Here is a 14,285-nt window from a genome sequence, read left to right as displayed (position 1 = left end):
ATTTAATAACTTTAAAACTAGAATAGTATAATGGATGGTCAATGAAAAGTGAGAATTGGTTTGCTCTGGAACCTTTTACTTTTTCTAACGTACTAATTGGAGAACAATCGATTTTTTATATGATGATTGTTTTGAAAGGGGAAATGAAAGTTGAAACAAAAATGGTTATCTATATTAGCGGTACTCATACTGTTCGTCACGATAGTTGTTCCATCAAATGCTTTTGCTGCTGCAAATAACAGTCAAAATGCAATTAACGAAAAATTAGGTGTACCAATTGTAGTATATGGAGCAAATTTATCTGAAGCTGAAAAAACATTAGTAAAAGATGCCTTACAGGTTGATAAAGATCCCGAAGTAGATGAAATAACGGTCTCTGGTGAGGACTTAGTAAAATATATTAGTGATAGTAACCCAAGTTCTAGAATGTATTCTTCTGCAAAAATTACACGGGAAGAGGAAGGAAAAGGGTTAGTTATTAGCATTGTTACACCGGATAATATAACAGAAGTAACTTCAGAAATGTATGCCAATGCAATGCTTACAGCGGGAATTGAAGATGCAACAGTAGAAATTGCTGCACCAAAGCCGGTAACGGGCCATTCTGCATTAGTTGGGATTTACAAAGCATATGAAGTGAAAACAGGGGAAACACTAGACACAGAACGTACAGATGTGGCAAATGATGAGTTATCAGTTGCGACAGAAATTGCAGATAATGCCAATATTAGTGATGAGAAAATCGCCGAACTATTAACGGGGATTAAACAACAAATTGCTGAATTAAACCCTGCTACAAAAGAAGAAGTAGAAAAAATTGTAGAAGACCAATTAGCGAGTTTAAATATTGAATTAAGTGAACAAGATCGTCAATTATTAGTAGATCTAATGGATCGTATTAGTAAACTAGACATCGACTTCTCTAAATTATCCGATCAATTATCTGATTTAACTACGAAGTTTGAGGAAAAGTTTGGAGAAATTATGCAAGATGAAGGATTTTGGGATGGTGTGAAAAACTTCTTTAATAATTTAGTTGATACAGTGTCCTCTTGGTTTAAATAAATTATTAAAGAAAACTTGTTGATAGGGAAGCGTTCAAATGACAAAATTTCTTCAACTATGTTATATTTTTAGCAAATGGGAGGGATGAAAATGGAATTTAAATTAGCAGAAAGAAGTCCAAAACATTTTGCTTTTGAATATGAACAAAATGGGGAAAAGTTAGCAGAAATAGAGTGGACGGAGCATGAAGATATTATGGATATGAAGCATACGTACGTATCCGATGTGCTACGTGGTCAAGGGGTTGCAAAAAAATTGCTCGATAAAGCTGCTGATTATGCTAGAGAAAACAATTTAAAAATGAATGCGATTTGTTCTTATGTTGTATCGGCCTTTGAAAAAAGCGATACTTATAACGATGTAAAGGCATAATGATAAGGGTGTCAATCAGTATATTTTAAACTGATTGACACCCTTTATTTTATGTTAATACACATTGGTGAACGTATAAATGAAGATCGTTAAAACTGTCGATACAACGAAAATGGAGCTTATTTCTTTCCAGTCATAGGTAATATCTTGAAAATTCATCATAATTCCTCCTTTAACCTCGATTCATTTTTATCGAATTTCAGAGTAAATTGATTATTTCGTTAAAAAGTAGGAATGTTGTAATGGAATAGTGCAAGATATATTGGTTGGATTAATAGATTTGTTATATATAATTATTCAATTGATTTCAAGAATATTCATATATTTATATGAATTTTACTTAATCAATAAAAAATAGTTTTAAAATAATAAAATTGGGGAAAAGTATAACATAACAAAAAACTGGAGGGATTCAAAATGGCTAAACTAAGAGGAAAAGGTTTTGTTATTTCGGCATTAGTGGCTGGAGCGGCTTCGTTTTTAAGGAAAAAGGAAAACCGTGATAAAACAATGAAGTTCATTCATAATTTGAAAAACCAAGCTAGTTCTCTTCTAGGTTCGAAACAGCTAAATACAGCAACAGGCCAATCATTAAAGGAAATTGCAGAAACTCCAGCAAGTGCTAATACGACAAAAATACGAGAAAACAACTTTATTGGAGAAGGTGGAGGTCAAACAGCCCTTGCCTATTATAATGAAAATGATCAAAAACCAATTCAGTAAGTTAAAAATGTTTATCTTAGAAATAAAAAAGGTAGCTTCACTTGAGAGTGAAACTACCTTTTAAAATTAATTTAAGCGTTTGTTGTTTCTTTTTTCATTGTTTTATTTTTAGCAAGATTTACATGCCAAGAAAGTGCTTCCTCTAAAATATGAGGAGTTTGTGCGTTGCCAGTAGCTTCTACAGCGCGATTGTAGTAATCCCATAATTGTTCTTTGAAATCTGGATGTGCACAGTTTTCAATAATTAATGCTGCACGTTCTTTTGGAGCTAGACCACGTAAGTCAGCAATCCCTTGTTCAGTTACGATTACGTCAACGTCATGCTCTGTATGGTCTACGTGAGATACCATTGGAACGATGGATGAAATTGCGCCGCCTTTAGCATAAGATTTCGTTACGAAAATTCCTAAACGAGCGTTACGAGCAAAGTCACCAGAACCACCGATACCGTTCATCATTTTTGTACCGCTAACATGTGTAGAGTTTACGTTTCCGTAAATATCTAACTCTAGTGCAGTATTGATAGAAATTAATCCGAGACGACGAATTACTTCTGGGTGGTTTGAAATCTCTTGTGGACGTAAAACTAATTTATCCGCATATTTTTCAAGGTTGCCGTACACTTTTTTCTGTAATTCTTCAGAAATTGTGATCGATGTTGCAGCTGCAAAGCTTACTTTACCAGCATCGATTAGGTTAAATACCGCATCTTGAAGTACTTCAGATGCTACAACTAAGTCTTCGAACTCAGAGTCTGCAAAGCCATCTAATACTGCGTTTGCTACAGAACCAACACCAGATTGTAATGGCATTAATTTATTTGTTAAGCGACCAGCTTTAATTTCAGAACGGAAGAAATCTAGTAAAATGTTAGCCATTGTTTGAGTCTCTTCGTCTGGTGGTACGATTAATGAAGGAGCATCTGGCTCTTCAGAAATAACAATTGCTTTAATTTTCGCAGGATCTACTTTGATACCGATTTCACCAATGCGTGTTTTTGCATCTGTCATTGGAATTGGTTCACGTTGTCCTTGTGGTGCAGGAACATAAATATCGTGAATTCCGATAAGGCTCTCTGGGTGAGAGATGTTTAATTCAACAATGATATTTTCTGCATACTCAGCAAAAACTGGTGAGTTTCCTACAGAAGTTGTAGGAATAATTAATCCATCTTCAGTAATGGCAGCAGCTTCCACAATTAAATATTTAATAGGGCCAATAATGCCTTGGCGAACTAATTCAGCATTATGAGATAGGTGAGCATCTACATATAAAACGTCACCAGAGTTAATTTTGTTACGAATACCTGGGTCAGCAATGAAAGGTCCACGTTTACGAATAACCCCTTCTTCTGCTAAGTACTTATCTACTTCTGGACCAAGTGATGCACCAGTGTAAATGTCAATTTTGAATTTTTCATTTTTAGCACGTTCTACTAATGCCATTGGTACAACTTTTGCATCGCCAGCACGAGTAAAACCGCTCATTGCAACTACATCGCCATCAGAAATAAGTTTTGCAGCTTCTTCAGCAGATACGACGTTATTAACTAATTGTTTTAATCCTAAACGTTTCTCAACTCTTGGATCCATATTAAAATCCTCCCCTAAATAGATATGTTAGTCATAAAAAAAGAAAATTATGTAAAATTTTCTGTACATTTAGTAGAGTAACTACTCAATTTGTATAAATAATAATAACATCAAAATGTCACAAATTCTTCAAAAAGCGCATGAAAGTGCTTAAAAAACGATTAATAGAGAAAAAAATGTAATTTTCGATAAAATAAGAGCTTTAATAGACAAAAATGACGAATTTTCAGTTGTATAAAAATACAAAACACCCTTTGAGCATGTCAAAGGGTGTTTTAATTCGACTTTTATTCTTAAAATCCTAATGAACGACGGAAATAACTTGCATATCGTTGGCTTACAGGAATTCTTGTTCCATCTTTCATAATCAATAGGAAAGTGGAATGGGAATCCGGTTGAATTTCATCGATAAAATCAATATTTACAATGTAAGATCTATGACAGCGTATAAATGAATCTTGAGCTAGGAAAAGTTCAAGATCGCTTAAATTTAAACGGTGGTATCCTTCGCGGTTCATTGTTTTTACAAATGTTTTACGCAATTGTGTTTCAAGGTAAATTACTTGGTTGTGTTTAATTGGATACCAACAATCGTCAATTTTAATTGTAATGTAGTTTGTTAAAAATGGTGATGGCTTTTGAGGGAAGATAGCTGTAATGGCACCCTTTGTTTCTCCTTCCTCAATTAAAGGAATACTCATTCCGTAATAAGGAACTCCGAATACATCAGGCTCGATATAAGTATTAATTTTTTGGCCATATGTAAGAGCTTTATGAGCGGCAGATCCTTCTTTAACTGGGTCACCAGGCTTAATTTTTAAATCTATTTTCTTACTAGGTTGATAATACAAATATTCATTTGTATCCGAAACTGCAATTGACGTATTTTCTGGGAAGAAATCTTTAATAATATCCATGATTTCTTCAATCTGTTTTGGATCCACTTTTTGACACCTCATTTTGTATACATTTTTCTATAATATAACATATATTTTACTACATATTTAAATAATTGAAATAGAGAAGATTGTGGAATAAATAAGGATTTTTCAGCAACTTAGAAAAACACATTGTTATTTTGCCTCGTTTTTTATTTTTTAGAATAAAAAACATATAATTCAATAAGAAATTAACGATAGTATTTCTTCTGAACAACATTCCATTACTAGTTTTTAACAAAAAATTGAGTTGAAAAAATATGAAATTATGGTAATATTCACTTTAGTTAAACATATTTAATTCTTTATTCTCATTTATCTTATAATATAAATGAAATTTATAGCATAATCTACTCAATAAGTAACATGATATCATTTCATAGGAAAAAGTATTAATCATTTTATATTCTATTTTGAGGATATAAATTTTATTTTTTACTTTTATGATGATATTAATAATTGGAAATTAATTATGCATTTGCATTCTGAAGAAAGATGGGGTATTCTATGCAGCTACACCAACATTCAATAACTGAAACAATTTCTAAACGGTACTTTCAAGAAATTGACAGTATAAATCAATATAACGGGATTGAGGATTTCTTTAATATTGAATCTAAGCTGTTATTTGAAGTCTTTCACTTAGAGTCGGCAAAAGCAAAAAAATCTTTACACGAAATGATTGATATATTATCAATTCGATTTGGTAGACAAGTAATTAAAATTGTCAGAAGTTATTTTATCGTTCTATCATCAATTGTCGCACGTAAATTACTGGATAACCAAGTTCCTTCGAGAAAAGCCTTTGCCTTTAATTTAGCTTGCGCAGATATGATTGAAAATAAAATGAAAGATGCTGAATTTCTGCAGTTTGCAGATGATTTAATTGATTTTTATGTTCATTTTATTGCAGATCGTAAACAGCCTACATTCCGACATCAAACAGTTAATAAAGTCATTATGTACATAAACGATGAACTTGAAAATGATTTAACGGTGGAAAGCATCGCACAAAAATTCCATATTAGTACGAGTCATTTGTCGCGTATTTTTAGAGAACATGTAGGGATAACTTTAGTTGAATATTTAAATGTAAGAAGAGTAGAAGAGTCCCAATATTATTTACGACATACTAATAAGAGTATCACTTCTATTTCGGAGCAATTCCATTTTTGTAACCAAAGTTATTTTACAAGAATTTTTAAAAAGTATACTGGTGTTACGCCGAAGCATTTTCGCGATGAATTACATCATGAGTTTTATCGTTTTGAAATACCAGAAGCAGAGCTGGAAAAAGTATAAAATCAACTTGATACAGTTGGCAATGATATTGCCAACTGTATTTCAATTTTATGGAATTGAATAATACGAGCTGTAATTTGATATTCATATTCTTAATACGGTATACTTCAAATTAGCTAAACTTAATAGTAGGTGGAAAAATGAAAAAATTGAAACTTATTTCAATGCTAGGCCTTTTGTTATTTGTGCTGACAGGGTGCCAAGCGGTTGAAAATCAGGAAGGCTTCTTTTATAGCACTTTTGTTAGACCGATGAATTGGTTACTAGAGTTTTTAGGTAATGATTTATTTAATGGTAGCTACGGTTTGGCAATTATTGCAATTACAATCGTCATTCGATTAATTTTAATGCCTTTCATGTTAAGAAACTATCGTCAACAATCAAAAATGAAATCTAAAATGGATGTCGTTAAACCGAAAATGGAAGAGATCCAAGAAAGATTAAAAGCAGCTCAAACAAAAGAAGAACAAATGGCTATACAGCAAGAGATGTTAACATTGTATCGTGAAAATGGTATTAACCCATTAAATATGGGATGTTTGCCAATTATCATTCAAATGCCAATCATTACTGGATTATATTTCGCAATTCTTTATTCTCAAGATGTGAAAGCTCATGAATTCTTATGGTTTAGTTTAGGATCACCGGATATTTTAATGACTGCGATTGCGGGTATCGTTTACTTTATCCAAGCGAAAGTATCCCTATGGACTGTTCCTGAATCACAAAAAGCCCAAATGAAATTAATGATTTATATTTCTCCGATTATGATTGTATTTATTTCATTCTCTTCAATGGCTGCATTACCTTTATATTGGTCAGTCAGCGGGTTAATTTTAATTATTCAAACGTATATCGGCAGAAAATTTTATTCGGAACATCCAGCTAAATAAATGTCAAGTTAAAACCGAGGAGTTTATCCTCGGTTTTTTATTATGACAATAAAAAAAATAGGGAATTTCATGTTTCTTTTCTTAATAAAAAACGTCATAAAGAACTAGATAAATTGTAAAGTCAAAATGCATGAACAGTGCTAAAATAAAAGCATTGTATAGGAAAGAGGCAAACCGAAAATGAAGCGTTCAATTTATGTAAACAAAAAGAAAAACGATAAGAAGAAATATATTTGGATAGGTGTTAGCACTGCCATTGCTATTATTGTAGTAGTTGGTGCAATCCTATTCTTAAAACAGTATCCACAAGCGATAGAAACGAAGCCAAACACAACGGATGTAGTTAAAGAAAAGACGGAGCAACCTGAACAACCAGTTGAGGAAGATGTTGTACCACCAGAACAAACAGAAAAAACGGAAGAACCGATCAAACAGCAGGAACAACCTTTAGAAAATGGTGGCTATATAGAAGGACAAGCTTTACCGAAGGAGCCTACTTATGTAGATGGTGTATTAATTGCCAATAAGAAATATCCTTTACCAGCTGATTTCGCACCTGGAGAAAGTGAAGAGGCGCGAGCAGCTTTCGAAAAAATGGCAGCCGATGCTAAAAAAGCTGGTTTTGATATCACCGCATTTAGTACATATCGTTCATATGAATACCAGGATACGCTATACAATAATTATGTAAATCGTGATGGAAAAGAAAATGCAGATCGTTACAGTGCGAGACCTGGATATTCTGAGCATCAAACAGGTTTAGCTTTTGATATCGGTGAAAAAGGGAAAGAAGATCTATGGCTAACTGCTGAATTTGGTGAATCAGAAGCGGGTAAATGGTTAGTAGAAAATGCTGATAAATACGGATTTATATTACGTTATCCGAAAGGAAAAGAAGCAATTACGGGTTATATGTACGAATCGTGGCATTTCCGTTATTTAGGTGTAGACTTAGCAACAAAAGTGAAAGAATCTAATTTAACTTTAGAAGAATACTTAGGTATCCAATAAAAAAGGATGACGCTTATGCGTCATCCTTTTATAGTATTGGTGAAAGTAATCGAGAAATGGATTCTTTAAATTTAATAATATTAGACCGATTTTCATATTTTTCTATTGTTAGTTCTGTGCAATCCAATATATCTTTCTCGAAAATCTCAGCGATTTCGTGAGAAATGGGGCGATTATAAATAAATGCATTTACTTCAAAATTTAGACTGAAACTACGAACATCAATATTTGCAGTTCCAACGGTAGAGATTTCATCGTCAATCACAATCATTTTGGCATGGATAAACCCTTTTTCATAAATAAAGACCTTTGCCCCAGCACGTAATAGTTTTCCGACATAAGAATAAGTAGCCCAATACACAAACATATGATCAGGTTTGTTTGGAATCATAATTCTTACATCAATTCCGGATAATGCAGCAATTTCAATTGCATTTAGGAAACTATTATCAGGTATAAAGTAAGGTGTTTGTATATAAATATACCGTTTAGCACTCATCAACATTTTCAAATATCCATTTTTAATTGCTGGCCATTCTGTATCTGGACCACTGGATACAATTTGCATGGCAACATCGCCTTTTTTCGGAATAGCAGGGAAATACCTTTCAGAATAGACAATGTTATTATGACTTGCTTGGTTCCAATCAAGTAAAAAACGAGTTTGTAATGGATGGACGGAACTCCCTTCAATTCGTAAATGAGTATCACGCCAGTAGCCAAATTTTTTATTTAACCCTAAATATTCATCGCCTACATTAAAACCGCCTATATAACCGACCCGTCCATCAATAATCACGATTTTTCGGTGATTACGAAAATTGAGTCTAGGATTAATGAGAGGGAGAATAGAAGGGAAAAACACTTCTACTTCTCCGCCTAATTCGAATAACTCTTTGAAATGTCGTTTTTTAACCCCACGTGAGCCCATTTCATCATAAAGAATTCGTACTTTAATACCTTGTTGTGCTTTCTTTTTTAAGGCGGTAATAATACGATTTCCAAGATGATCAAGTTTAAAAATGTAATATTGAATATGGATATGATCTTTCGCATTTAAAATATCTTCGATTAAAGCTTCGAACTTTTTTTCACCATCATCAAAAATTTCAATATGATTATCTTGTGTTAACACCGAATCACTCGTTTTTAAATTCATATGAATTAAACTTTTATGTTTACCGACTTCTTCGGAATGAAAGTCTAATGTGTTTTCTTCAAGAGCCTCTATTTGATAGGTAATTAACTTATCGATTCCAATATCTTTTTGTCCTTCCCATCGAAATAAATGTTTTTTGCGCATTTGTCTTCCAAGAGATAAATACAAAATAAACCCAACTAAAGGAAGGAAAAATAATACAAGAATCCAAGCCCAAGTAGAAGTTGGGTCTCTTCGTTCTAAAAAGATAACTGTGATTGCCAAGACAATATTTAAAATAAGAATAATCGGAATAACAGTTATGGTATTAAAAAAAATACTCATATGACTGCACCTACTTTATATTTAGTCACAGTAATTATAACTTAATTATCTATCGAATTGTAACAAATGAAATATTGTTAATATTGCTCCATTACAAAATAGATGGAAGAAAAGTCAAAATTTTGTAACTTTTTATGGTTAATAAAAAATTTTATGACTCCTGTGTCGCCAATCATAATTCCGTCTTCGTCATTAGAAACAATTTGAAGTAATAGTGTATCGAATTTTTCTAGTAAAGCCGACCCTTTTCTCGTATCGGATTCAATAAAGTACGGATAGCCTCCAATTTTATGTTCTGCAGCTAAAAACTCTTTCAAATAAATTTCTTCTAAAGGAAGTTCATCCATTTCGAATGGTTCAGGTAACTGAAAATAGTTTTCGCGTCGGTAATCAGTAGCAGATACAGGTTCGACTACATTTTTATATGATAATCCCATTTCTTGTTGAATTGGAAAGTGCTTTATGAAACGTAAATAAGTAAAATCTTTTTCTAAGTTTGGGTCAGTAAGGAGAGTTGGAAAGTAGCGAACTTTAAAATCTTGTTGAAAAAGAAGTTCAATTTTCCTCTCATTCCCATAACATAATTTTTTAGAAATATAGAATTGTAGTAAACCAAACTTTGGAAAAAAGGGAAGGGGTGGTAATTCTGAAAAATTAATTTGGGCTAATAACAACATATAATCTCCGTTGGAATCCTTAGGATGGGTATATGTTTTTGGCAAATAGGGGTATCCTGCCAATTTACTTTTAGTTAATGAAGGGTTGGAATGTATAGGAGTAAGAAGGGTGGCATCCATTGCAGAGGGTTCAATTTGATCTCGAAAACGCTCTAATTGATATGGTAATTTTATAAAAGTTCGAGTTGCCACTTTAATCCTCCAAAAATGTACGTACTTATATCTTAGTATAAAAACATTTTTCACATCTTTTCTTAAATTAAACATCAATTTTTTAAATAATATTAAGAAAACAATGCGCATAGTAATATACGTATTATTTTTTTGAAATATGCCTAAATGAAAAGGTTTTCTTCAACAAAATATTCTATTGTATAAAATTACATATTCTTTAAAGTGGATTTGTTTAAAATAAGGATTATTTGGTTAAATTAACATTAAGAAATAAAATAAAAAGTATCAAAATTGGAATAAATTAATAAGGCAATTTAGTTGACAATTTACAAGTTGTAACAAAATTGAAAAATTTATTTATGAAGAAACGTGTTATGATGGACATAAATGAAGAAGTTAGACCTTTTAGTAAGTTGAAACTTTTTTACAGTTAGAACGTTAATGATAATATAACTGGAAGGTTAGGTGGAAAAAAGTATGACAAAGGAAGTAGACTTAAAGAAAATCGTATCGAATTTATCTAAATTAGGTGTTACTGCAACAGTTACAAAGTCGCGTCTTGAATTACTTAAAGTATTAACACCACCAACTCAATCCCCACAAGTATAAAAATTATTTAAACTAGTATAAAACAAAAATTCCCGACTATAATTAAGTCGGGAATTTTTGTTTATTATTCATCATCATCATTGCCAGCAAACATGTATGTTCGGTAATGGAATTTCATACTAAATACTAAACCAATGGCGAGGGCATTCCCCATTAACGAACTACCTCCGTAGCTTAAGAATGGTAGTGGAATACCTGTAATCGGTAAAAGTTGGATCGTCATGCCGATATTTTCGAATACATGGAAAGTAATCATAGCAATGATCCCTGCACAAACATAAGTACAAAATGGGTCTTTTAATGTTAACGTTGTTTTTGTTAAATGATAAATTAATAAGAAATATAAACAAATAACAAAGCTTGAACCAATGAATCCCCATTCTTCCCCTATAACAGTAAAAATGAAGTCAGTATGGCTTTCAGCAACATACACTTCTCGGTCCATATAGCCTTTACCGAAAATTTCCCCAGAACCAATTGCATTTAATGAAGTAATGAGATGGTAACCAGAATCCGAAGAATAAGAGTATGGATCTAACCAAGAGTAAATACGAGCGAATTGATAAGGTTGTAATCCGAATTTGTCCTCAAGGAAATCTTGCATATAAAGAGCCATCCATAGTAAAGCTCCTCCGACAGAAACGCCCGCTACAAAAACTGGTAAAATAATTTTCCATGAAATACCAGCAACGATAATTAACGCAGCTGTTATCGCTAAAAATACGAGGGAAGAACCTAAATCTGGTTGCGTCATAATGAAAGCTAACGGAATAAATAAAGTAATAGCAATTTTCCCTAACAATATGAAATCCGTTTTAATCGTTTTCATTGAATACTTTTCATGGTGATGGCTAATTAATTTAGCCATAGCTAATATATAAAATGTCTTCATAAACTCGGACGGTTGAATATTACCAATTGGTAAGTGGTACCAACTCTTTGCCCCATTTATTTTTTCAGCAATTTGACCAGGGCCATCCGGTAAAAAGACGAGTACGAGCAAAAGAAATATACCAAATCCATATAAGTACCAAGACATCTTTTTATATTGATCAGGTTCAAAATACATAACAAATGCTACAATACATGCTCCGATCACATACCATTGTAGCTGTTTAATTACAAAGTTTACCGCACCATATTGACCTGTAGTTTGAGCAGATGAAATGGCTAACAAACTGATAATTAAAAAAGTAAAAATTATAAAAGCAAGCTTCCAATCGAATCGGCCTGCAAAATTTCGATTATTTTCCATTTTCTCCACCTAATTAATCTTAAGATTATTCATAAAACCCTTTTAGCACTTGCTTATTTTACTTTAACATATAAATGATTAAAAAGGGACTTCCTATTATATCTAAAGTTGTGACGAAAAAGGGATGAAAATGTTTCAAATTTAAAGATTACATCATATAATAGCTATTGAGCGAATTATTGGGAGAGTGATCGTATGGCAAAAAAACAAAAGACTGCTGAAGACTTTATTCACCATTTATTTATACATATGAATGATGTCGATCATTTTGTAATATACAGTGGTTTATCATTAAAGCAGTTTGTAAACGCGGTCGATCCAATTCCAAATTTACTATTATTAAAACATAGTTACGAAGACGGCTCATTCAACATGCATACACAATTTGATTTTGTTTCTTTAGAAGATTTAAATGATTTTGTTAAGAAATCGGCGGATAGTAATTTAGATTTATGTTGGGTTGACTTTGCAAATGAAAAGGGGTTAAACCAACTTACCCCGACTGAACAAGCTGAACTACTTTATATAAGTCATAAGAAAGAACCTATTCATTCGGCATTCTTTTCGAAATTGCAAAATCGGTACGTGTATTATTCATCTGAAAATGATAAATTAACGAAAGTTTATTTCCGTTATTTAAATGACTCAGAATTTCTCGTTTCCAATTTATTTAATCAGTTAATCAAAGAAAAAGAGATTAATGGAAGTTTTTGGAGACGAAAATCAAAAGATGCCATTCCGGCACTTGATCCGGTCGTTTTAAAGGCTTATCGCCCTTTTGCAAAAGAGGGAGCTTTGCTTTCACTTTATAAAATGGAAAAACCAAATAACAGCTACGGTATAGAAATACGTACTCTTTCTGACTATGATTACCCAGATGAAGTATGGGATGATTTGCACGTAATATTAAAACAAAACTACGATGAACTAATTAAAATCACTTAAACTTTCTGTCATAGCACCTTTTTTGACAGGGAGTTTTTTTAACTTATTTGTGAAAGAGCTGTAATATAAAATTGATAAAATGAAGTAGTTTGAAGTGAATCGAGAAATTTATTTTGTTCATCAAATTTCATGGTAAACTAGAACTACTCAATATTTGGAGGTCAAAAAATGAAAAAGCGCGTTGGTTTATTATATGGAGGGAAGTCTGCTGAGCATGAAGTGTCTTTATTAACAGCAACAGCAGTTTCAAAGGCGATTGATTATGGGAAATATGAAGTTCATCCGATTTTTATTACCTTAGATGGACAGTGGCTAAGAGGACCTCAGTTAACAAAACCGGTTGAATCAGTCGAACAATTACAATTTACACGTGAAGAAAATTCGCCAAATAATATTGCCGAATTTATTTTAGATAAAAATATGCAAGCTCAATTTGACGTAATTTTTCCATTATTACACGGAACAAATGGGGAAGATGGTACAGTACAAGGTTTATTAGAAGTATTGAATTTTCCTTATGTAGGGAATGGTGTTTTAGCTTCTGCAGCAGGTATGGATAAAGTAGTGATGAAACAATTATTTAGTGTAGCTGGCTTAAAACAAGTTCCGTATGTTTATTTTATCCGTAAAGAGTGGGAGGACAATCAAAAGGCAATTATAGAAAAATGCGAAAATGCATTAACATGGCCAATGTTTGTAAAACCTGCCAATTTAGGTTCAAGTGTAGGGATTAGTAAAGCATCAAATGGAGAACAATTAATTAAAGCGATTGAGTTTGCGCTTCAATATGACCGTAAAATAATTGTGGAGCAAGGTATTGAAGCACGTGAAGTTGAAATGGGTGTGTTAGGCCATAACGACCCGAAAGTATCGGTTCCTGGTGAAATCAAGCCAGTAACGGAGTTCTACGACTATGACTCTAAATATAAAGATGATTCAACGGAATTAATTATTCCTGCCAAAATATCTTCAGCTGTTGAAGAGAAGATGAGAAAAATGGCAATTGATGCTTTTAAAATTTTAGATTGTTCAGGACTAGTACGTTCTGATTTCTTCGTTACAGATAATGATGAAGTATATATAAATGAAATCAATACAATGCCTGGCTTTACTCCTGTCAGTATGTACCCGCTTCTATGGCAACATACAGGGGTAAGTTATCCTCAATTAATCGATACGTTAATCGAGCTAGGAATTGAACGTTATACAGAAAAACAACAATTACAATACAATCGAGATTAGAGTG

Annotated in this window: 14 protein-coding genes; 9 read left to right on the top strand and 5 right to left on the bottom strand. The window is 32.5% G+C overall.

Annotation, left to right across the window (positions count from 1 at the left end):
• Nucleotides 1–150: 150 nt before the first annotated feature.
• From H9636_RS07540 to H9636_RS07530, 3 genes are all read left to right on the top strand, one after another.
• Nucleotides 151–1,065 (top strand): DUF1002 domain-containing protein, encoded by a 915-nt coding sequence (locus tag H9636_RS07540; RefSeq protein ID WP_191707010.1) that lies wholly within the window; start codon nucleotides 151–153, stop codon nucleotides 1,063–1,065.
• Between the two features lie 90 nt (nucleotides 1,066–1,155).
• Entirely contained in the window at nucleotides 1,156–1,437 is a 282-nt protein-coding gene (locus tag H9636_RS07535) for a GNAT family N-acetyltransferase (RefSeq protein ID WP_191707009.1), read from the top strand.
• Nucleotides 1,438–1,854: 417 nt separating this feature from the next.
• On the top strand, nucleotides 1,855–2,160 hold the full coding sequence (locus tag H9636_RS07530) for a hypothetical protein (protein WP_191707008.1): 306 nt from the start codon (nucleotides 1,855–1,857) through the stop codon (nucleotides 2,158–2,160).
• Nucleotides 2,161–2,231: 71 nt separating this feature from the next.
• On the opposite strand, the gene H9636_RS07525 is transcribed toward H9636_RS07530, so the two are convergent.
• Together H9636_RS07525 and H9636_RS07520 are read right to left on the bottom strand one after the other, a co-directional pair.
• Nucleotides 2,232–3,752: a succinate CoA transferase gene (locus tag H9636_RS07525; RefSeq protein ID WP_191707007.1), complete on the bottom strand. Its 1,521-nt coding sequence runs from the start codon at nucleotides 3,750–3,752 to the stop codon at nucleotides 2,232–2,234.
• A gap of 293 nt (nucleotides 3,753–4,045) precedes the next feature.
• On the bottom strand, nucleotides 4,046–4,696 hold the full coding sequence (locus H9636_RS07520; protein WP_191707006.1) for a LytTR family DNA-binding domain-containing protein: 651 nt from the start codon (nucleotides 4,694–4,696) through the stop codon (nucleotides 4,046–4,048).
• Between the two features lie 501 nt (nucleotides 4,697–5,197).
• Here H9636_RS07520 and H9636_RS07515 point away from each other — a divergent pair.
• The 3 genes from H9636_RS07515 (at nucleotide 5,198) to H9636_RS07505 (ending at nucleotide 7,896) form a co-directional block, all read left to right on the top strand.
• Nucleotides 5,198–5,992, top strand: a complete 795-nt coding sequence (locus H9636_RS07515) for a helix-turn-helix transcriptional regulator (RefSeq protein ID WP_191707005.1) — start codon at nucleotides 5,198–5,200, stop codon at nucleotides 5,990–5,992.
• Nucleotides 5,993–6,132: 140 nt separating this feature from the next.
• Nucleotides 6,133–6,885, top strand: a complete 753-nt coding sequence (yidC, locus tag H9636_RS07510) for a membrane protein insertase YidC (protein ID WP_191707004.1) — start codon at nucleotides 6,133–6,135, stop codon at nucleotides 6,883–6,885.
• Between the two features lie 180 nt (nucleotides 6,886–7,065).
• A complete protein-coding gene (locus H9636_RS07505; RefSeq protein WP_191707003.1) occupies nucleotides 7,066–7,896 on the top strand; it encodes a M15 family metallopeptidase in 831 nt (276 codons plus the stop codon).
• Nucleotides 7,897–7,924: 28 nt separating this feature from the next.
• Here the strand turns inward: H9636_RS07505 and cls are convergent, their stop codons facing one another.
• Nucleotides 7,925–9,379, bottom strand: coding sequence for a cardiolipin synthase (gene cls, locus H9636_RS07500; protein ID WP_191707002.1), 1,455 nt, complete (start codon nucleotides 9,377–9,379; stop codon nucleotides 7,925–7,927).
• 77 nt (nucleotides 9,380–9,456) lie between these two features.
• The gene (locus H9636_RS07495) at nucleotides 9,457–10,248 is read right to left on the bottom strand and encodes a YwqG family protein (protein WP_191707001.1); all 792 of its coding nucleotides are present in this window, start codon (nucleotides 10,246–10,248) and stop codon (nucleotides 9,457–9,459) included.
• A 459-nt stretch (nucleotides 10,249–10,707) separates the two neighbouring features.
• Here H9636_RS07495 and H9636_RS19250 point away from each other — a divergent pair, with 459 nt between their 5' ends.
• Nucleotides 10,708–10,839 carry an Lmo0850 family protein gene (locus tag H9636_RS19250; RefSeq protein WP_263604146.1) on the top strand — a complete coding sequence of 44 codons (132 nt, stop codon included), beginning with the start codon at nucleotides 10,708–10,710 and terminating at the stop codon, nucleotides 10,837–10,839.
• Between the two features lie 64 nt (nucleotides 10,840–10,903).
• Here the strand turns inward: H9636_RS19250 and H9636_RS07490 are convergent, their stop codons facing one another.
• Complete coding sequence (locus tag H9636_RS07490) at nucleotides 10,904–12,094, bottom strand: FtsW/RodA/SpoVE family cell cycle protein (RefSeq protein ID WP_191707000.1); 1,191 nt, start codon at nucleotides 12,092–12,094, stop codon at nucleotides 10,904–10,906.
• A 195-nt stretch (nucleotides 12,095–12,289) separates the two neighbouring features.
• Here H9636_RS07490 and H9636_RS07485 point away from each other — a divergent pair, with 195 nt between their 5' ends.
• A complete protein-coding gene (locus tag H9636_RS07485) occupies nucleotides 12,290–13,039 on the top strand; it encodes a hypothetical protein (RefSeq protein ID WP_191706999.1) in 750 nt (249 codons plus the stop codon).
• 168 nt (nucleotides 13,040–13,207) lie between these two features.
• On the top strand, nucleotides 13,208–14,281 hold the full coding sequence (locus H9636_RS07480) for a D-alanine--D-alanine ligase (protein ID WP_191706998.1): 1,074 nt from the start codon (nucleotides 13,208–13,210) through the stop codon (nucleotides 14,279–14,281).
• The last annotated feature ends 4 nt before the right edge of the window (nucleotides 14,282–14,285 follow it).

The organism is Ureibacillus galli (assembly GCF_014836845.1).
Classification (GTDB): domain Bacteria; phylum Bacillota; class Bacilli; order Bacillales_A; family Planococcaceae; genus Ureibacillus; species Ureibacillus galli.
The sequence above is the reverse complement of the archived record's forward strand: the minus strand, read 5'-3'. Positions and strand labels throughout refer to the sequence as shown.

Bases quoted from the DNA above. Each gene is read 5' to 3' on its own strand.
- H9636_RS07515 (WP_191707005.1), top strand. From the start codon at position 5,198: ATGCAGCTACACCAACATTCAATAACTGAAACAATTTCTAAACGGTAC.
- cls (WP_191707002.1), bottom strand. From the start codon at position 9,379: ATGAGTATTTTTTTTAATACCATAACTGTTATTCCGATTATTCTTATT.
- H9636_RS07485 (WP_191706999.1), top strand. From the start codon at position 12,290: ATGGCAAAAAAACAAAAGACTGCTGAAGACTTTATTCACCATTTATTT.
- H9636_RS07525 (WP_191707007.1), bottom strand. From the start codon at position 3,752: ATGGATCCAAGAGTTGAGAAACGTTTAGGATTAAAACAATTAGTTAAT.
- H9636_RS07490 (WP_191707000.1), bottom strand. From the start codon at position 12,094: ATGGAAAATAATCGAAATTTTGCAGGCCGATTCGATTGGAAGCTTGCT.
- H9636_RS07505 (WP_191707003.1), top strand. From the start codon at position 7,066: ATGAAGCGTTCAATTTATGTAAACAAAAAGAAAAACGATAAGAAGAAA.
- H9636_RS07480 (WP_191706998.1), top strand. From the start codon at position 13,208: ATGAAAAAGCGCGTTGGTTTATTATATGGAGGGAAGTCTGCTGAGCAT.
- yidC (WP_191707004.1), top strand. From the start codon at position 6,133: ATGAAAAAATTGAAACTTATTTCAATGCTAGGCCTTTTGTTATTTGTG.
- H9636_RS19250 (WP_263604146.1), top strand. From the start codon at position 10,708: ATGACAAAGGAAGTAGACTTAAAGAAAATCGTATCGAATTTATCTAAA.
- H9636_RS07535 (WP_191707009.1), top strand. From the start codon at position 1,156: ATGGAATTTAAATTAGCAGAAAGAAGTCCAAAACATTTTGCTTTTGAA.
- H9636_RS07530 (WP_191707008.1), top strand. From the start codon at position 1,855: ATGGCTAAACTAAGAGGAAAAGGTTTTGTTATTTCGGCATTAGTGGCT.